This window comes from Amycolatopsis saalfeldensis (assembly GCF_900110575.1).
Lineage (GTDB): Bacteria > Actinomycetota > Actinomycetes > Mycobacteriales > Pseudonocardiaceae > Amycolatopsis > Amycolatopsis saalfeldensis.
In genome coordinates this window covers 410,634-428,084 of record NZ_FOEF01000005.1, presented here as the reverse complement: position 1 = coordinate 428,084, position 17,451 = coordinate 410,634, and the positions used below count along the sequence as shown (strand labels likewise).

Annotated in this window: 17 protein-coding genes and 1 tRNA gene; 7 read left to right on the top strand and 11 right to left on the bottom strand. The window is 71.5% G+C overall.

Translation table 11 applies throughout. The annotated features are described in order from the left end of the window. Window positions 1-45 precede the first annotated feature (45 nt). From BMY97_RS15370 to BMY97_RS15360, 3 genes are read right to left on the bottom strand one after another with little or no spacing between them, the layout of a single operon-like run. Entirely contained in the window at window positions 46-1,095 is a 1,050-nt protein-coding gene (locus tag BMY97_RS15370; RefSeq protein WP_091617472.1) for a sensor histidine kinase, read from the bottom strand. Then, window positions 1,095-1,793: a response regulator transcription factor gene (locus tag BMY97_RS15365; protein ID WP_091617471.1), complete on the bottom strand. Its 699-nt coding sequence runs from the start codon at window positions 1,791-1,793 to the stop codon at window positions 1,095-1,097. Before BMY97_RS15365 ends, BMY97_RS15370 begins: the two co-directional genes overlap by 1 nt. A gap of 8 nt (window positions 1,794-1,801) precedes the next feature. Beyond that, window positions 1,802-3,214 carry a hypothetical protein gene (locus BMY97_RS15360; protein ID WP_091617470.1) on the bottom strand — a complete coding sequence of 471 codons (1,413 nt, stop codon included), beginning with the start codon at window positions 3,212-3,214 and terminating at the stop codon, window positions 1,802-1,804. A gap of 154 nt (window positions 3,215-3,368) precedes the next feature. Here BMY97_RS15360 and BMY97_RS15355 point away from each other — a divergent pair, with 154 nt between their 5' ends. The 5 genes from BMY97_RS15355 (at window position 3,369) to BMY97_RS15335 (ending at window position 7,495) form a co-directional block, all read left to right on the top strand. Next, window positions 3,369-4,028: a glycosyltransferase family 2 protein gene (locus BMY97_RS15355; protein ID WP_091617469.1), complete on the top strand. Its 660-nt coding sequence runs from the start codon at window positions 3,369-3,371 to the stop codon at window positions 4,026-4,028. Next, on the top strand, window positions 4,025-4,711 hold the full coding sequence (locus tag BMY97_RS15350; protein WP_091617468.1) for a TIGR04282 family arsenosugar biosynthesis glycosyltransferase: 687 nt from the start codon (window positions 4,025-4,027) through the stop codon (window positions 4,709-4,711). Before BMY97_RS15355 ends, BMY97_RS15350 begins: the two co-directional genes overlap by 4 nt. After that, window positions 4,708-5,343, top strand: a complete 636-nt coding sequence (locus tag BMY97_RS15345; protein ID WP_091617467.1) for a methyltransferase domain-containing protein — start codon at window positions 4,708-4,710, stop codon at window positions 5,341-5,343. Before BMY97_RS15350 ends, BMY97_RS15345 begins: the two co-directional genes overlap by 4 nt. A 545-nt stretch (window positions 5,344-5,888) precedes the next feature. Then, the gene (locus BMY97_RS15340; protein WP_245787329.1) at window positions 5,889-7,019 is read left to right on the top strand and encodes a molybdopterin-dependent oxidoreductase; all 1,131 of its coding nucleotides are present in this window, start codon (window positions 5,889-5,891) and stop codon (window positions 7,017-7,019) included. Continuing rightward, complete coding sequence (locus BMY97_RS15335; RefSeq protein ID WP_245787322.1) at window positions 7,016-7,495, top strand: hypothetical protein; 480 nt, start codon at window positions 7,016-7,018, stop codon at window positions 7,493-7,495. The genes BMY97_RS15340 and BMY97_RS15335 overlap by 4 nt, the downstream gene beginning before the upstream one ends. Window positions 7,496-7,704: 209 nt before the next feature. Here BMY97_RS15335 and BMY97_RS15330 read toward each other — a convergent pair whose 3' ends face one another. From BMY97_RS15330 to BMY97_RS15300, 7 genes are all read right to left on the bottom strand, one after another. Continuing rightward, the gene (locus BMY97_RS15330) at window positions 7,705-9,219 is read right to left on the bottom strand and encodes a S1C family serine protease (RefSeq protein WP_091617466.1); all 1,515 of its coding nucleotides are present in this window, start codon (window positions 9,217-9,219) and stop codon (window positions 7,705-7,707) included. 83 nt (window positions 9,220-9,302) lie between these two features. Continuing rightward, complete coding sequence (galT, locus tag BMY97_RS15325) at window positions 9,303-10,385, bottom strand: galactose-1-phosphate uridylyltransferase (protein WP_091617465.1); 1,083 nt, start codon at window positions 10,383-10,385, stop codon at window positions 9,303-9,305. After that, window positions 10,382-11,182 (bottom strand): DeoR/GlpR family DNA-binding transcription regulator, encoded by an 801-nt coding sequence (locus BMY97_RS15320; protein WP_091617464.1) that lies wholly within the window; start codon window positions 11,180-11,182, stop codon window positions 10,382-10,384. Before BMY97_RS15320 ends, galT begins: the two co-directional genes overlap by 4 nt. Window positions 11,183-11,366: 184 nt before the next feature. Further along, on the bottom strand, window positions 11,367-12,782 hold the full coding sequence (locus BMY97_RS15315) for a HAMP domain-containing sensor histidine kinase (RefSeq protein ID WP_177231353.1): 1,416 nt from the start codon (window positions 12,780-12,782) through the stop codon (window positions 11,367-11,369). After that, window positions 12,779-13,471 (bottom strand): response regulator transcription factor, encoded by a 693-nt coding sequence (locus BMY97_RS15310; RefSeq protein WP_091617463.1) that lies wholly within the window; start codon window positions 13,469-13,471, stop codon window positions 12,779-12,781. The genes BMY97_RS15315 and BMY97_RS15310 overlap by 4 nt, the downstream gene beginning before the upstream one ends. A 66-nt stretch (window positions 13,472-13,537) precedes the next feature. Continuing rightward, entirely contained in the window at window positions 13,538-14,161 is a 624-nt protein-coding gene (locus BMY97_RS15305; RefSeq protein WP_091617462.1) for a trimeric intracellular cation channel family protein, read from the bottom strand. Further along, a complete protein-coding gene (locus BMY97_RS15300) occupies window positions 14,162-14,815 on the bottom strand; it encodes a response regulator (RefSeq protein WP_091617461.1) in 654 nt (217 codons plus the stop codon). Between the two features lie 238 nt (window positions 14,816-15,053). Here BMY97_RS15300 and BMY97_RS15295 point away from each other — a divergent pair. Then, window positions 15,054-15,129: transfer RNA gene (locus tag BMY97_RS15295), tRNA-Arg, on the top strand. 365 nt (window positions 15,130-15,494) lie between these two features. Here the strand turns inward: BMY97_RS15295 and BMY97_RS15290 are convergent. Then, complete coding sequence (locus BMY97_RS15290) at window positions 15,495-16,025, bottom strand: TetR/AcrR family transcriptional regulator (protein WP_177231352.1); 531 nt, start codon at window positions 16,023-16,025, stop codon at window positions 15,495-15,497. A gap of 163 nt (window positions 16,026-16,188) precedes the next feature. Between BMY97_RS15290 and BMY97_RS15285 the strand changes: the two genes are divergently transcribed. Beyond that, the gene (locus tag BMY97_RS15285; RefSeq protein ID WP_091617459.1) at window positions 16,189-17,448 is read left to right on the top strand and encodes an amidohydrolase family protein; all 1,260 of its coding nucleotides are present in this window, start codon (window positions 16,189-16,191) and stop codon (window positions 17,446-17,448) included. Window positions 17,449-17,451 lie beyond the last annotated feature (3 nt).

Sequence of the window (17,451 nt, the reverse complement as noted above, 5' to 3'; positions counted from 1 at the left end):
GCGGCCGGTCGGGGGCCGCCGAACAACCGTCCTCAGTGGACGGATTCAGGAGACGGCCAGCGGCAGCCGGACCTCGAACCGGCAGCCGGGACCGTGGTTGTGCACGCCGATGTGGCCGCGGTGAGCCTCCACGAGGCCCTTCGCGATCGCCAGTCCGAGCCCGCCGCCGGAGGTGGTGCCGCTGCGTTCGGGGGTGCGGGCCTGGGTGCCGCGGAAGGCGACGTCGAAGACCCGGCCGATCTCGTCGTCCGGGATGCCGCCGCAGGAGTCGTCCACGGCGAGCAGGGCCTGGTCCCCGTCGATGTCGATCTGGACGGCGACCGTGCCGTCGGGCGGGGTGTGGCGGATGGCGTTGGAGACGAGGTTGCGCACGATCCGCGCGAGTTCCGGGTCGCTGCCGGAGACCACGGGCCAGGCCTCGCCGTTCTCCAGCACCCGCACGCGCTTGCGCTCGGCCACCGGCGACTGCGCGGCGACGGCGTCGCTCACCACGTCTCGCAGCGGCACGGCCGACATGGTCAGCCGCAACGCGCCGGCGGTGATGCGGGACAGCTCGAAGAGGTCGCCGACCATGCCCGAGAGCCGGGTGCTCTCGCCGCTGATGCGCTGCGCGTAGTCCGCGACCTCGCTGCGTTCGCAGACCACGCCGTCCGCGAGGGCTTCGGCCATGGCCTGGATCCCGGCCAGCGGGCTGCGCAGGTCGTGGCTGATCCAGGCGACCAGCTCGCGCCGCGACTGCTCGGCCGCGCGCTCGCGTTCCCGGGCCTCACGCTCCCAGACGCTGCGGCGCGCGATCGCGCGGCCGAGGACGATCGCCGCGGGCACGGTGACCAGGGCGACCAGCAGGCAGACGAGCAGCATCGTCGTCAGGGCCGGGGTGAACATGAACCCGCTGATGCCGAGCACCCCGGCGAGCGTGGTGACCACCGGGGTCAGCACGAGCACCGTCATGGTGCTGGCGAGCGAGCGCCGGCGCAGCAGATACAGCGCCAGCCCGCCGAGCGCCGCGACGGGAAGCGCGAACAACAGCGCGAACGGGAGGATGTGCAGGACATGGTCGAGCATTTCCCGGAACGACTCACTGGATTCGATCATCACTGACCTCGGTCATAGCGGTAGCCGACGCCCCAGACGGTGGCGACCCTGGCCGGCTTGGCCGGATCGCGTTCGATCTTCTCGCGCAACCGTCGCACGTGGACGGTCACCGTGGACTGGTCGCCGAAGTCCCAGCCCCACACCTTCTCCAGCAGGTCGGCACGGGAGAACGCGACGCCGGGGTGAGCGAGGAAAAACGCGAGCAGGTCGAACTCCCGGGTGGTGAGCGGGAGCTCGGCGCCGGCCAGCGTCGCCTGGCGGGCGGTCATCTGCAGGCGCAGGTCGCCGTCCACCAGTTCCGCCGCGGGCGGCACGGGCCGCGGCATCCGGGCGCGGCGCAGCACGGAGGCGACGCGCAGCGCGAGTTCCTTGGGGCTGAAGGGTTTCGTGACGTAGTCGTCGGCGCCGAGCTGGAGTCCGGCGATCCGGTTCTCCTCCTCGCCCAACGCGGTCAGCATCACGATCGGCACCTGGCTGACCTGCCGCAGCCGGCGGCACACCTCGAGGCCGTTGATGCCCGGCATCATCACGTCGAGCACCACGAGGTCGGGCTCGCGCCGGGCGAACAGCGCCAAGCCCGCGGCACCGTCACCCGCCACGTCGACGGTGAAGCCGGCGACCTCGAGATAACGGCGCACGACGTCGCGCACCGTCTCGTCGTCGTCGACCACCAGAACGCGGCCGGCCTGGTCCTCCATCCCTCACCTCACCAGTTCGTCAGCAGGATGTGGTTCACCGCGAGCGCGGTCACGGCCTGCGCGGCGAGCCACCAGCGGCGGCCCCGGACCGGCAGCAGCGCGGTCATCGGCAGCAACCACACAGCGAACGGTAGCCAGATCCGCTCGGTCTCGGCCTTGGACAGGCCGGAGAGATCCGCGAACAGGATGGTGACCAGCGCCGCGACGCCGATCAGCAGCAGCGGATCACGCAGCAGCTCGCGGCGGGGCTTGGTCAGGAACGCGCCGGCCACGCCGCGGCGGGCGGCGGCGATCACGGCGGGCCCGGCCGCGACGGCGACCGCGGCGAGGTCGGCCCAGACCCAGTACGAGTACGGGCGGACCAGCGCGACGCCCTGGTAGTAGCGCTCGACCACGAGGTGGTAGCCGTCCAGCCACCAGAAGCCGGCCAGCGCGAAGACGGCGACCACCGCGAGGGCTCCGACGATGGCCAGTGCGGCGGCCCGCCACTGCCGGCCGACGAACGCGACGGCGAGCGCGACCAGGCCCAGCAGCACCAGGCCGTAGGACAGGAAGATGCCGAAGCCGAGCAGCACCCCGGCGCCGAGCCCGACGGCCACCGCGTAGCCGCGGCGGTGCTCGAAAGCCTTGGCGGACAAGGCGAGCAGAGCGATGCCGGAGGCCGTGACGCCCGCGAACATCCCGTCTCCGGAGACGCCGATCCACACCGCGCCGGGAAAGAGGATGGCGAACGGCAGCACCACACGCGCGGCGTCCGGCCGGCCCAGCAGCGCGACCGTGGCCGGCACCGCGACCGCGGTCAGCGCACCGATCAGCACGACGGCCGTCGCCGCCCACGCCCCGCCGGGCAGCCCGAGGCGGTCGAGCCAGACGAACACGAGGGTGGCGCCCGGCGGGTGCCCGGACACGTGGGTGGTCCAGGAGTTCGGCTGGAAGTCGAGGATCCGGGAGGAGAACTCGTGCAGGAACCGCGGGATGTCGGTGATGCCGGGGACCTCGTGCAGGTACTCCTGCGGCGTGGTGAGCCGTTCGGTGAAGCCGCGGGACCAGCCGTCGACCATCGCTAGGGCGAAGATCCAGGCGAGTGCCGTCGCGTACCCGGCGACCAGGGCGCGCCGCCAGGACAGGCGCGTCACCACGGTCGGGCCCCAGAGCACGGTCGCGGCGGCGATCAGCACGGCGAACACCGAGCCCGGGCCGACGTGCGGCAGCCAGAGGGCGAACAGGGGCGGGGTCGACGCGTAGATCACCACCCCGGAGTTCGGGCGGTTGTAGTACAAGCCGACTGCCGCGGCCGCGGCGACGAGCACCACGGCCGCCCCGACCGCGACCAGGTCGGGGCGCAGGCCGCGACTGGTGCGGGCGGGGGGTTCGGGCGCGCGCGGCTCAGCGAGCCGAGCGGCTGGAGTCGACTCGCTCATCGCCGGAAGGGTAACGCCGCGGGGCCCGGCGCGCGCAGTCTGGCGGCCAGCCGTGAGAACTCGGTAAGAACTCGTCACCTGTTGGGTTAGTGTCAGGAATCCGTAAGCAGCGTAAGGCTTCTGGACCATCCACTGCGGACTTACGGTACACCTTGTGATCGATCTTCAGGTAGACGTCGTACTCCCCTGCCTCGACGAGGCGGGGGCCCTGCCGGGTGTGCTGGCCGCCTTGCCGCCCGGATACCGCGCGATCGTGGTCGACAACGGCTCGAGCGACGGCTCCCCCGAGGTGGCCGCCGGTCTCGGCGCGAAGGTCGTCAACGAGCCGAGGCGTGGCTACGGCGCCGCGGTGCACACCGGTCTCGAAGCCGCCACCACCGACATCGTCTGCTTCGCCGACGCGGACGGCTCGCTCGACCTGGCCGACCTGCCACGGCTGGTGGCCGCGGTCCGCGAAGGCGCCGATCTGGCCGTCGGCCGCCGGGTGCCGACGCACCGCGGCGTCTGGCCGTGGCATGCGAGGGCGGGGAACGCGGTGCTGTCGCTGTTGCTGCGCAGCCGTGGGCTGCCGGTGCGCGACATCGCGCCGCTGCGTGCGGTGCGACGCCGGGCGCTGCTCGACCTCGACGTCACCGATCGCGCCTTCGGCTATCCGCTCGAACTGCTGATCAAGGCACAGCGGGCGGACTGGCAGGTGTGGGAGTCCGATGTCAGTTACGGCGAACGGGCGAAGGGCACCAAGTCGAAGGTGTCGGGTTCGCTGCGGGGCACGCTGCGCGCGATCCGCGACTTCGGGAAGGTGCTGGCCCGATGAGCGCGCGGTTCTGCCTGCTGGTGGTGGCGAAGGCGCCGGTCCCGGGATTCGCGAAGACCCGACTGTGCCCGCCCGCTACGCCGGAGCAGGCGGCGGAGATCGCGGCGGCGGCGTTGCTCGACACGCTTGATGCCGTGTCCGCCACTCCCGGCGCGGTTCCGGTGGTCGCGATGACCGGCGACCTCGGCGCGGCCACCCGCGGCGCGGAGATCGGCCAGGCGTTGCGCGGGGCGACCGTGATCGCCCAGCGCGGCTGGGATTTCGGCGCCCGGCTCGCGAACGCGCACGCGGACACGGCCGCGGTGCACGCCGGCCTGCCCGTGCTGCAGATCGGCATGGACACCCCGCAGGTCACGCCGGACCTGCTGGCGTCGGCCATCGAACCCGTCCTGGCCGGCACGCACGACGCCGTGCTGGGCGGGGCCGAGGACGGGGGCTGGTGGGCGCTCGGGCTCCGGGATCCGCGCCACGCGGAGGTGCTGGCGCAGGTGCCGATGTCGCAGGACGACACCGGCGAGCTGACGCGCCGCGCCCTGACCTCCGCGGGGCTGAAGCCGGGAACGGTGGCCGTACTGTCCGATGTGGACACAATGGCCGATGCCGGGCGAGTCGCGGCGGTGCGGCCGGGCAGCCGGTTCGCCCGGGCGGTCGGGGCCGTGGCGGAGGCGGTGACCGTCCGATGACCGCGCAGTTGGCGCCTCTCGGCCAGGAGTTCGACCAGGGGCTGCTCGGCAGGCAGTGCTGGCTGGAGCTGAAGAACGGCGACCGCATCGAGCTGCCGGTCGAGCGCTGGACGGACGGCTGCGTGCAGGGCGACACCGTGCTGCTCGACGGGTGTGCCGGCCCGACACTCGACATCGGCTGCGGCCCGGGACGGCTCACCACGGCTCTGGCCGAGCGCGGCGTCGCGGCGCTGGGCGTGGACAGCTCGCCGACGGCCGTCCGGTTGACGCACCAGCGCGGCGGCATAGCGTTGCTGCGCAACGTCTTCGACCGGCTTCCGGGCGAGGGCCGTTGGCACCACGCGCTGCTGGCGGACGGCAACATCGGCATCGGCGGTGACCCCGTCGCGCTGCTGCGCCGGATCGGCGACCTGCTCGCCCCCGGCGGCGACGCGATGGTCGAACTGGACCCGCCCGGACAGGGCCTGCGACACGACCGCGTCCGGCTCCACCCGAACCCCGCCGGAACCTGGTTCACCTGGGCCTGGGTCGGCGCGGACGCGATCGCGGAGGTCGCCGCCCGGGCCGGCTTCCGGGTGGCCTGGACGACGAGCCGAGGTCACCGCTGGTTCGCGCGGCTGGAGCGGTCGTGAACAACGAAGACACCCCCGACTCTCAACCGCAGGCACCGGACTCGACGGTGGATGCCGAGCCAACCGCGGCCGACACCGCCCCAGTCTCCGAGGACACGTCGAAGGGCGGCGCACCAACGCCGGGCAGCGAACTGGAGCCGGCTGAATCGACCGCCACCTCGGAAACCGAGGCCACCGCCGAATCGACTGTTGCACCGGAGAATCCGGCTACAGCAGCCGAAACAGCCAGGCCAGAGCCGGTCCCCACAGCGGAGCCCCCGACCACAGCCGAAACCGCCGCTGTGCCACTGCCAGCCGCAACGGTGGAATCGGCTGCCTCGACGGCGCCGAGTGCCACATCGGGGCCGGCCGCGGAATCAGGTGCGGCACCGGAATCGAGCAGTGCGCCCGGGTCGGTCGCCGTGCTGGCCAAGCCGCGGGCGCGCGATCGGATCGCCGAGGTTCGGGCGCGGCTGGACGAGCGGATCGAGAAGCTGCCGATTCCCGAGGAGAAGCAGTTCAAGGCCGCGGCGCACAACGAGCGGGTGACGGCGCGGATCGGGCTGATGCTGGCCGTCACGTTCACCGTCTGCTTCATCACCGGCCTGCTCAGCCATCTCATCCAGCATCCGCCGGAGTGGTTCTTCTGGCCCAGCCGGCCGATCTGGCTGTACCGGGTGACGCAGGGCGCGCACGTGATCTCGGGCGTCGCGTCGATTCCGTTGCTGCTGGCGAAGTTGTGGAGTGTGTTCCCGAAGCTGTTCGGGCGGCCCGTCGTGCGGTCGTTGCCGCACGCGCTGGAGCGGCTCTCGATCCTGGTGCTGTCCGGGTCCGCGTTCTTCGAGCTGAGCACGGGGCTGCTGAACGTCGCGCAGAACTACCCGTGGGGCTTCTACTTTCCCCAGGTGCACTACGCGGTGGCGTGGCTGGCGATCGGGTCGATCCTGGTGCACATCGCGGTGAAGCTGCCGGTCGTGCGGCGGGCGCTGACCCGGGAGCTGCCGGCCGGAGCGGGAACGACCAGCCACCCCGAAACCGCCGACCACTCCGAGACCACCGACCGGCCGGAGACCGCCGACCGCCTGGAGACCGCCGGCCGGCCGGATGGCCTGTCCCGCCGTGGTTTCCTGCGCACCACCTGGATCGCGACCGGGGTGGCTGTGGTCGCGACGGCGGGGGCCACCGTTCCGTTGCTGCGCAACGTCTCCGGCCTGTCCTGGAAGACGGGCAAAGGCACGCAGGGCCTCCCGGTGAACCGCACCGCCGTCGCGGCCGGCGTGACGCGGACGGCTCGGGACGCGGCGTGGCGGCTGTCTGTCGTCACGGCCGCGGGCACGAAGAAGTTCTCCCTCGAGGAGCTTCGCGCGCTGCCGCAAACGACCGTCATGCTGCCGATCGCCTGTGTCGAAGGGTGGAGCCAGTCCGCGGTCTGGCGGGGCATCACCGTGCCCTCGCTGCTGCAGGCCGTGGGCAGCCGGCCGGGGGTGGACCTGCGGGTGTCCTCGCTCGAGAAGAACGGGCTCTACAACGTCAGCATGCTTCCCGGCGAGCACACCAGTGACAACGACACGCTGCTGGCCCTGGAGCTGAACGGCGAGGTGCTCGACATCGACCACGGGTTCCCCTGCCGGATCATCGCGCCCAGCCGGCCCGGGGTGCTGCAGACCAAGTGGGTCTCGAAGCTGGAGGTGCTGTGAAAGCGATCCGGATCCTGCTCGCGCTGGGCGGGCTCGCCGCGCTGGGCTTCGGGGTGTCGCTGTTCCTGGACTACGCGCTGCCGTTGCGGCCGGACGTCTTCAAGACGCTCGTCTGGCTCGTCGGGGCGCCGGTGTTCCACGACGCCGTGATCGCGCCCGTGGTCGGCGTCGGCGGGCTGTTGCTCAGCCGGGTGGTGCCCGTCGTGTGGAAGGCCCCCGTGATGGCCGGGACCGTCCTGACCGCCGTGCTCGGCATCCTCGCGTTCCCGCTGCTCTGGCGGACCTACGGCACGGCGCCGGAACCGGGTCTGCACGACGGGAACACCTGGCGGGGCCTGCTCGTCACGCTCGCGGTGGTCTGGGCCCTGGTGGTGCTGACCGGTGTCGTCCGCACCATCGCCGGGGGCGGGGGCAAAAACCGGAGGCCTTCCCGTACCGCCTCCGACTCGGTACGGAAAGACCTCCGTGGGGCGTGAGGTGCCCACGCCCCACCAGCCCCAAACGTGAAATGCCCACAAATCTTCCGGGGCGAAAGAAACCGCTGGTCAGCGACTTCACCAGGGCGGAAAAACGGCCACGCGCGACCGGCGTCGAAAGCTCGGTCGCGCGTGGCCTGCAAAGGTTCGGCCCCTGTCCAGGGGGTCGAGCCTGGCTGGTCTCGGCCGCGGCTCGGCGGCCGAGCGATCTAGTTGGACGGCACGGGCTGGCCGCCCAGGGTCACCGGCACCGTGCGGCCGTCGGAGAGGGTGAAGGTCACCTTCTCGTCCGGGGCGCGGGTGCGGATGGCCGCGATCAGCGTGTTGGCGCTGTCGATGGTGCGGTCCTCGATCTTGGTGACCACGTCACCGGACTTGAGGCCGGCCTTCTCGGCGGGGCTGCCCGGGGTGATGTCGCCCAGCTGGGCGCCGCCGTTCTGGGCGTCCTGCACCTTGGCGCCGATGTAGGTCTGGGTGGCGTGGCCGGTCTTGATGATGTCGTCGGCGGTGCGGCGGGCCTGGTCGATCGGGATGGCGAAGCCGATGCCGACGTTGCCGCCCTGCTGGCTGCCGCCCTGGCCGCCCTGGCCGGACTGCGGGCTGTAGATCGCCGAGTTGATCCCGATGACCTGGCCGTTCATGTTCGCCAGCGGGCCGCCGGAGTTGCCCGGGTTGATCGCCGCGTCGGTCTGGACGGCGTCCATCACCGTGGTCTGGTCGGTCTGGTCGCCGCCCGCCTGCACCGGCCGGTGCAGCGAGCTCACGATGCCGGACGTGACGGTGCCGGCCAGCTCGAACGGCGAGCCGATGGCCACCACCGGCTGGCCGACCTTGAGGTCGTCCGAGCGGCCGAGCTCGACCGGGGTGAGCCCGTTGACCCCGCCGACCTTCACCACGGCGATGTCCGTGGTCGGGTCGCGGCCCACCACCTGGGCGGTCGCCTTCTTGCCGTCCTGGAACACGGCCTGGATCTGGCCGCCGTTCGCGGCGACCTCGACCACGTGGTTGTTGGTCAGGATGTAGCCGTCGGTGCTGAGGATGAAGCCGGAGCCCTCACCCGCGGCGGTGCGGCCGGAGACCTGCAGCTCGACCACGCTCGGCGAGAGCTTCTGCGCCACCGACTCGATTGACCCGGCCGGCGCGTTTCCGGTCTGCTGGGCCGGTTTCGGCTGGTCGAGCGCGTTCACCGTGGGGCCGGAAGAGCCGCCCGTCAGGTATCCGACGGTGCCGCCCGCCACGCCGCCGATCACCAGCGCGATCGCGGCGACACCGGCCAGCAGCCGGCCGGGGCCGGACTTCTTGGGCTGCGCCGGGGCCGCGGCGTAGATCGAGGTGTTCGGCGGCTGGGCGCCCGAAGCCGCGTACGGGTTCGTGGGCTGCGCCGTGCCACCGGTCGGCGGGTACGGGTTGTACTGGGCCTGCGTCTGACCGGTCTGGGGCTGGCCCGGCGGAACCTGGGGCTGGGCCGGCTGCCCCGGCTGGACCTGGGGACCGGCCTGCGCGCCTTGGGGTGACCACGGGCTCGGCGCGCCGTACACCGCGTCGCCACCAGTGGGCGCGGGGTAGGTCGGCTCGGCCGGAGCCTGGTACGGGTTGGGTTCGCCCGAAGCGGGCGGGGTACCGGGTGACTGGCTCCAGGCCGCCTGGCCCTCGGTGCCCGGCTGGGCACCCGGGTTCTGGCGACCCGCCGCGGAGTCCGGCGCGTGGGGGTCGTTCTCGGTCATGTCCTTCACCTAAGCGGGTGGGCCTGAGAGGTTCCTGAGCCGAACCTGTGTTTCGGAGATGAGTCTGCCACCCCGGTGCCCGCTCAGCCCGCCGCGCGCAGCCGTTCCGCGATCTGCTCCGGCGTCGCGTCGTTGATCCACACGGCCATGCCCGACTCCGAGCCGGCCAGGTACTTCAGCTTGTCCTTCGAGCGCAGCACGGAGAACAGCTCGAGGTGCAGCCAGCCCAGGTCGCGGTCGCGGTGCACCGGCGCCTGGTGCCAGCCCGCGATGTAGGGCAACGGGCGGCCGTAAAGGGCTTCGCAGCGGCGGAGCACGTCGAGGTACACGCGCGAGAAGTCGTCACGCTCCTCGGCGGTCAGCGAAGGGATGTCGGGCACCTGCCGGTGCGCCACGATCTGGATGTGCACCGGCCAGCGCGCGGCGGGCGGCACGAACGCGGTCCAGTGCTCACCGGAGGCGATCACCCGGGCGCCGGACTTCTGCTCCGCCGCCAGCACGTCGCCCATCACCGGGCGGCCGTGCTCCTGGGCGTACGCGCGCGCGACGTCCAGCATCCGCTCGGTCTTCGGCGTGACGAACGGGTAGCCGTAGATCTGGCCGTGCGGGTGGGAGAGCGTCACGCCGATCTCCTCGCCGCGGTTCTCGAACGGGAAGACCTGCTCGACGCCCGGGGTCTCGCCCAGCGCCGTGGTGCGGTCGGCCCACGCGTCGACGACCAGGCGCACCTGTTCGGGGCTCAGCCTCGAGAACGCGCCGTCGTGGTTGCTGGTGAAGCAGACGACCTCGCAGCGGCCGCGGCCGGGCGCCGTCGGCACCAGGCCCAGACCGTCCACACTGGACGGCTCGCCGGAGACGTTCTGGGAGAACGACGGGAAGCGGTTCTCGAAGACGACCACGTCGTAGTCGGCCTCGGGGACCTCGCTCGGCTTGCCGGGCCGCGTCGGGCACAGCGGGCAGAGGTCGGCGGGCGGCTTGTACGTGCGGGTCTGGCGGTGCGCCGCCATCGCGACCCACTCGCGGGTCAGCGGGTCGAGGCGGATCTCCGACGCGGCGGCCACCGGCGGGAGGTCCCGGGTGTCCTCGGCGACGCGCTCGGGCGCGCCGGGCTGGTCGAAGTAGATGATCTCCCGGCCGTCGGCCAGGTGTCGCAAAGTGCGCTTCACGCTTCTTCAGCCTCGAAACTCTCCGCCGTCTCGGCGATCATGACTTCTCCTGCGCGTTCGGCGAGGGTCTCCCTCGCGGAATCGGAAAGGCCGTCGTCGGTGACCACCACGTGCGCCTCGTCGAGGTCGGCGATGGTCGAGATGCCGACGGTGCCCCACTTGGTGTGGTCGGCGAGCACCACGAGCTTGCGGCCGGCTTCGACCAGCGCGCGGTCGGTCTCGCTCTCGGTGAGGTTCGGCGTGGTGAAGCCCGCGCCCTCGGCCATGCCGTGCACCCCGAGGAAGACCAGGTCGAGGTGCAGCGAGCGCAGGCTGTGCACGGCGACGGGGCCGACGAGCGCGTCCGACGGCGTCCGCACGCCGCCGGTGAGCACCACCGTGCGCTCGGGCTGGGTCGACGCGCGCAGCACGTCGGCGACCTGGATCGAGTTCGTGACGATGGTGAGGCCCGGGATGGCGTCGAGCGCGCGGGCGAGCGTCCACGTGGTGGTGCCGGCGGAGAGGCCGATCGCGGTGCCGGGCTTGACCAGGCCGGCGGCGACCGTGGCGATGGCCTCCTTCTGCGCGCGCTGGCGCACGGACTTCGCTTCGAAGCCGGGCTCGTCGGTGCTCTTGCCGACCACGGAGGTCGCGCCGCCGTAGACCTTCTCGACGAGGCCGCGGCCGGCGAGCACATCGAGGTCGCGGCGCACCGTCATGTCGGACACGCCCAGCCTCGTCACGAGGTCACTGACCCGGACCGCACCGGTCCGGCGTGCCTCTTCGAGGATCACCGCCTGTCGCTGCCGCGCGAGCACCGCCACTCCTCAATACAAGGCGTCAACCGAAACCATCAACTACACAAAATCCTACACGATTCAACATGTCCCGCGCGGGACGCGCCACCCGCGCGGGCGAGCCCATGCTCGGGGCCCCACTACCTGGGACGCCGCCCGGAGCCGAAGGTTCCGGGCGGCGTCGACGGCCGTTCAACGCGATGGCTCAGCCCGGCGCGCCAGGCAGCCGGATGGTGAGCAGAGCCCCGCCCTCGGGAGCGCGCATCGCGTAGACATTGCCGCCGTGGCGTTCGGCGGCGTGCTTGACGATCGCCAGCCCCAGCCCGGAGCCGGGCAGCGTGCGGGCCTCCGACGAGCGGTAGAAGCGGTCGAACACCTTGGGCAGGTCCTCGTCGGCGATGCCGGGGCCGGCGTCGGCGACCTCGACCACCGCCGTGCCGTCGCCCAGCGCGCGCAGCGAGACCCGCACGTGTGAGCCCGGCGGCGAGAATTTGACCGCGTTGTCCAGGAGGTTGAGCACCGCGCGTTCCAGCCCGCTGTTGTCGCCGGTGAGCACCCACGGCTCCAGCGCCACGTCGAACTCGATCTCCCCGGCGCGGCGGCGGGCGCGGTCCAGCGCGCGCTCGACGACCTCGACCAGCTCGACGCGTTCGGTGTGCTCGCGCGGCTCGTCCTGCCGGGCCAGCTCCACGAGGTCGCCGATGAGCTGGGTGAGCTCGTCGATCTGGCCGCGGATGTCGGCCTCGATGTCGGCGCGGTCCTCCGCCGGCAGCGTGCGCGCGCCCGGCCGTCCGGCCGAGAGCAGCAGCTCCAGGTTGGTGCGCAAGGAAGTCAGCGGGGTGCGCAGCTCGTGGCCGGCGTCGGCGACGAGCTGGCGCTGCCGTTCCTGCGAGTCGGCGACCGTGCCGAGCATCGTGTTGAAGCTCTGCGTGAGCCGCGCCAGCTCGTCGTCGCCGCTGACCGGGATGGGGCGCAGGTCGCCGGTGGCGGCGACGCGCTCGGCGGCCGAGGTCAGGCGGTCCACCGGCCGCAGACCGGCGCGCGCGACGGCCGTGCCCGCGCCAGCGGCCACCACGATCCCGGCGCCGCCGACGAGGAACAGCACCACGGCGAGCTCGTTCAGCGTCCGCTTGGTCGGCTCCATGGACTGCGCGAGCACCATGGCCTCGCCGTGCCCGGACGGGAGCGCGACCACCCGCGTGTCCGTCGCGACGTCCGTGCGCAGCGACTGCGGCGACTGCCCCGCGGCCACGGCCAGCTCGGGCGACCCGTACGGCGGCGGCGAGCCGGCCTGCGGGTACGTCAGCTCGTTCGTCAACGCGTTGAGCTGGCCGATCTGCAGGTCCGCGCTCGCCAGGAAAGCGCCGGGGACCTGCTTCAGCTGCGCCTGCACCGGCGGCGAGTCGACCGCCGCCTGCGCGCGGGCCAGCAGGTTGTCGTCGAGCTGCTGGTAGAGGTTGCTGGAGACGATCATGTACGCGCCGAGCGAGACGAGCGCGACGGCGCCGGCCACGCAGGCCGCGGCCAGCAGCGTCACCCGGCCGCGCAGCGAGAACCGGCGGGTGCTCCAGCGGTCGCCGCGCGGGTCGGTGACGTCGACCACCGGCACGGCGCCGGTCACGGCGGGGTTTCGCGCAGGACGTACCCCACGCCCCGCACCGTGTGGATCAGCCTCGGCTCCCCGTCCGCCTCCGTCTTGCGGCGCAAGTAACCGACGTAGACCTCCAGCGCGTTGCCCGACGTCGGGAAGTCGTAACCCCATACTTCCTCCAGAATCCTTCCCCGCGTCAGCACGTGCTTGGGGTACGAGAGAAACAGTTCGAGCAGCGCGAACTCGGTCCGGGTGAGGCTGATCTCGCGGCCGCCGCGGCGGACCTCACGGGTGCCCGGGTCCAGCGTCAGGTCGGCGAACGACAGCACTTCCGACGTCTCGCCCGGCTCCGTGTCCGGCACGGCGCGGCGCAGCAGCGCCCGTAGCCGGGCCAGCAGTTCTTCGAGCGCGAACGGCTTGGGCAGGTAGTCGTCGGCGCCGGCGTCGAGGCCGGAGACCCGGTCGGAGACGGTGTCGCGGGCGGTCAGCACGAGGATCGGCAGGTCGTCGCCGGTGCTGCGCAGGCGGCGCGCCACCTCGAGCCCGTCGAGGCGCGGCATCATCACGTCGAGCACCATCGCGTCCGGCCGGTTCGCGATGATCGCTTCCAGGGCCTGCGCACCGTCGCCGGCGAGTTCCACCTGGTAGCCGTTGAACTCCAGGGATCGCCTGAGCGATTCACGGACGGCGCGGTCGTCGTCCACCACAAGGATGCGCATGGCGTCAGTCTTACGCAGCGTGCTGAGACTCGCCTAAGAACACACTCAGAACACACAAAGGATTAGTCACGTTCGGAGTTCCGGACCGGGCGGCCTGGCCACCGGCGCGTTCCAGTGGCGCCAAAGCGCGAGCATGCGGACGGCGACCACGGCGGCGGCCGCGACGATCGTGACCGGTCCGGCCGGCCAGCGCAGCTCGTGGCCGATGGCGACGAGCACCGCCCCGGCCAGCGCGGCGACCGCGTAGATCTCCTTGCGCAGGACCAGCGGGATCTCGCGCAGCAGCAGGTCGCGCACGGCGCCGCCGCCGATGCCGGTCGTCATGCCGATCAGGCACGCGGCGTACACGGTGGCGCCGGAGTTGAGCGCGATCGTCGTCCCGCTGGTGGCGAAGACGCCCAGCCCCAGCGCGTCGGCGAGCAGCACGGCGCGCCGCAGCCGGGCGACCTGCGGGTGGAACGCGAACACGACCAGCGCCGTGGCCGCGCACACCGCGAGGTACGGCCAGTTGCGCAGCGTGGTCGGCGGGTGGATGCCCAGCAGCACGTCGCGGATGACGCCGCCGCCCAGCGCCGTGGTGAGCCCGACGACGACCACGCCGAACACGTCGAGCCGGGCCCGCACCGCCGCGAGCGCGCCCGAGGCCGCGAAGGCCACGAGCCCGAGGAACTCGAGCGCGGTGAGCGCCATCTACTGGTCGAGCAGCCCGCCGCGGTAGGCCAGGAGCGCGGCCTGCACGCGGTTGGCGGCGCCGATCTTGGAGAGCACCGCAGAGACGTACCCCTTGACCGTGGCCTCGGACAGGTGCAGCCGCCCGCCGATCTCCGCGTTGGACAGCCCCTGCCCGATCAGCGCGACGACCTCCCGCTCGCGTTCCGAAAGCGAGGCGAGCAGCTTCCGCGCGGGCTGGGCGGCGCGCTGCTCGTCGCGGTGGGTCTGCACCATCCGCGCGGCCACCCCCGGATCGAGGACGGCGCCGCCTTTGGCCAGGTCACGCACGGCGCGCAGCAACGCGGCGGGGTCGATGTCCTTGAGCAGGAACCCGTTGGCGCCGAGCCGCAGCGCGAGGCTGACGTACTCGTCGATGTCGAACGTGGTCAGCATCGCGACGGTCGGCGGGTCGGGCAGCGCGAGGATGGCCCGCAGCGCCCGGATGCCGTCGTCGGGCGCCCGCATCTTGATGTCCAGCAGGGCCACGTCCGGGTGATACCGGCGCGCGACCTCCACCGCGGATCTGCCGTCGCTCGCCTCGCCCACGATCTCGATGTCCGCAGCTCCGGACATCATGGCGCGCAGCCCCGAACGAACCAGTTCCTCGTCGTCGGCGAACATGAGCTTGATCAACGAAGCCCTCCGGCAGCCGGTGGTGGAGGCGGCTCCCCGCATCCCGTTAAGGAAGATTACCTACTGTTGTTCAGGGTTTCGAAACCAGACACGACCAGGTGATGGGACTGGTCCGCATGGGCGCCTCCGTAGCCAGGTCCAGCCCTCCGGATGTCCCCCACATGGGCGACTACTTGGGTCGTGTGCCCACCTGCCCTACACGGGGGCCGCACCCGGTAACCTTCGGGTGGCTACATCTGCCCTCGTAGCTCAGGGGATAGAGCACGGCTCTCCTAAAGCCGGTGTCGCAGGTTCGAATCCTGCCGGGGGCACCACGCAGACGGTCCTTCTCGGAGGTCCGCTCCTGGACTGCCTTGCACGTATTCCGCCGTCGAAGGCACTGCCGAATGCCTCTGCGCTACCGACCGCGCTGAACAGCGAACGACATCAGAAGAGCCGCCCGGCACCGCCGAGTGGATCGTGGTGCAGAGGCCACCGGCTCGGCCCCGGCGACCGGGGCCGCCCGGTCAGGGTTGCAAGGCGCGTCGTGTCCAGATCAGGTGGCGACACACCTGGGGCTCGACAGCGAGTCCCCGGCCAGGTTGAACGCGCCACCGCCGGTGACGACGACCGTCTTTCTGCTGAACCGCATGGCGGCGAACGGCTAACCGGTGCGTCGCGGCATTCGAGAGGCCTGCGGTCAGTCGAGTAGTGACTCGGCCCAGGCGCGTGCGGTGAGACCGGCTTCGGGGTTTCCGTCGACGGAGCTGATCACGGTCGCGCCTTCGATCAGCAGGAGGAGCCGGCCGGCGAAGAGGTCGGGATCCTGCCTGGCCGCGCTCGTCTCGGGCATTTCCGCAAGCAGTTCCGTGAGCAGGTCGCGGTACGCCTGCAGGTGTCGACGAGCAAGGCCGGTGACGACAGGATCGGAAGCGCGTTGCTCGGCCGCGGCGCTCACGAGGCCGCACCCGTGGAAGTCGTCGCCGGAGAACCAGTCGAGCAGCAGGTCGAACACGCCCAGGACGCGCGCCCTGCCCGGCGCCAGATCCGCCACTCCGTTGCGCAACCACCGGTGAATGCGTTCACTGCGATCGAGGAGAGCGGCCTCGACGAGACCTTCCTTCGAGCCGAAGTTCTTGTACAGGGTCGCCTTCGACGCGCCGGCCGCGTCGGCGATCTCGGCCACGCCGACCAAGGAGATGCCGCGGTTGTAGAAGATCCGCTCGGACACCGTGAGAATGCGGCGCTTCGTCGCCGCGGGGTCGATCGGCTCTCCGATTTTGACCGGCATCGCATTGTCCCCATCCGTCGGGTCGTGTGATTGACAATCATAGTACCGATCGGTACTTTCTCAACTAGGTACCGATCGGTACTTACATCGAGAGGTGCCAGGCATGACCCTCACGGACATCACCGTCGACCATCGGGTCGGCCTCGACGGGCGGGATCGCGGTCCTGCGGTCATCCGGATCGATTCCTCGGGCGAGATCGCGTCGGTCTCGGACCGGGCAGCGGCCTCGCCGGGCGGCGAGGTACGGACGGCGATTCCGCTCTTGGCCGACGCCCACGCCCACCTCGGGCTCTCGGACGGTGTCGAAGAGAGCGGCGACTTCCACACGCTCGACCACATCGACCGCCAACTTGGCGAAGCCGCGCGGTTCGGGATCGGACACGTGCACTCGCTCGGCACCGACCAGCGCTGGCTGACGACCCGGCTGATCCGGCGTCTCCGCGCCGGCGAACCAGGAGGAAGGGCCTACGGCTACAGCGCCGGCATCGGCTTCGGAGCTGTCGGCGGATGGCCGCCTGAGCTGACGTCTCCCGAACCGCGGTTCCGCCCGGTGGAGGCCGGCGATGCTCGCCGGCTGGTGCGAGACATGGCGGGCCTGGGCGTCCGGACGCTCAAGATCTGGATCGACGATCTTGGCGGGTCGGTGCCGAAAACTCCTGTCGCCATCGCGGAGCCGATCGTCGAGGAGGCCCGAGAGTCGGGCATCACCACGTTCGCGCACGTGAAGAACCACGTCGACGCGGAGGCACTGGTCGAACTCGGCATCGACGTCCTGGCTCACTCGGTTCGGGATCGGCTCCTGAGCGAGGACCTGCTCGACGCGATGGCGCGGAGCGGAACGACGCTTGTGCCGACTCTGTCGCGCGAGGACGCCGAGCTGTCATTCTCCTTGCCCGAGAACCCGTATCCAAAAGTTCCCCTCTTCCGAACCGTCGCCGGCCCGGCACGCCTGGCGCGCCTCGGCTCCCTGCGTCTGGAGTTCGATCCGGCCGACCCCGGGCACCGCCTGGAGATCGCTCTGGAGAACGTCGCTCGCGCCCAAGGGCGCGGAATCGCCGTGGGACTCGGAACGGACGCCGGATTCCGCGCCAAGCTCCTGGGCTTCGCCGAGCATCGCGAGCTCGAACTGCTGGGTCAGGCCGGCCTGAGCACGGAGTTCTGCCTCAGGGCCGGTCTCGACGTCGCTCAGAGGATCTTCGCCACGGCGCTCACCGACATCGTGCCGGGTGCGCCGGCGTCGTTCTTCGTCGTCCGGGGAAACCCGTACGACGACATTTCCGCGACCCAGGACATCAAGCAGGTGTGGCTCGCCGGCAAGAGCCTGGCCGGCATCGACTCGACAATCCCCGAGGAACGATCATGACTG

What these genes read in the sequence shown, in the direction of transcription:
- BMY97_RS15305 (WP_091617462.1), bottom strand. Translation starts at nt 14,161, where the DNA reads ATGGCGCTCACCGCGCTCGAGTTCCTCGGGCTCGTGGCCTTCGCGGCC.
- BMY97_RS15360 (WP_091617470.1), bottom strand. Translation starts at nt 3,214, where the DNA reads ATGAGCGAGTCGACTCCAGCCGCTCGGCTCGCTGAGCCGCGCGCGCCC.
- BMY97_RS15310 (WP_091617463.1), bottom strand. Translation starts at nt 13,471, where the DNA reads ATGCGCATCCTTGTGGTGGACGACGACCGCGCCGTCCGTGAATCGCTC.
- BMY97_RS15340 (WP_245787329.1), top strand. Translation starts at nt 5,889, where the DNA reads ATGCTGGCCGTCACGTTCACCGTCTGCTTCATCACCGGCCTGCTCAGC.
- BMY97_RS15350 (WP_091617468.1), top strand. Translation starts at nt 4,025, where the DNA reads ATGAGCGCGCGGTTCTGCCTGCTGGTGGTGGCGAAGGCGCCGGTCCCG.
- BMY97_RS15330 (WP_091617466.1), bottom strand. Translation starts at nt 9,219, where the DNA reads ATGACCGAGAACGACCCCCACGCGCCGGACTCCGCGGCGGGTCGCCAG.
- BMY97_RS15365 (WP_091617471.1), bottom strand. Translation starts at nt 1,793, where the DNA reads ATGGAGGACCAGGCCGGCCGCGTTCTGGTGGTCGACGACGACGAGACG.
- BMY97_RS15345 (WP_091617467.1), top strand. Translation starts at nt 4,708, where the DNA reads ATGACCGCGCAGTTGGCGCCTCTCGGCCAGGAGTTCGACCAGGGGCTG.
- BMY97_RS15285 (WP_091617459.1), top strand. Translation starts at nt 16,189, where the DNA reads ATGACCCTCACGGACATCACCGTCGACCATCGGGTCGGCCTCGACGGG.
- BMY97_RS15370 (WP_091617472.1), bottom strand. Translation starts at nt 1,095, where the DNA reads ATGATCGAATCCAGTGAGTCGTTCCGGGAAATGCTCGACCATGTCCTG.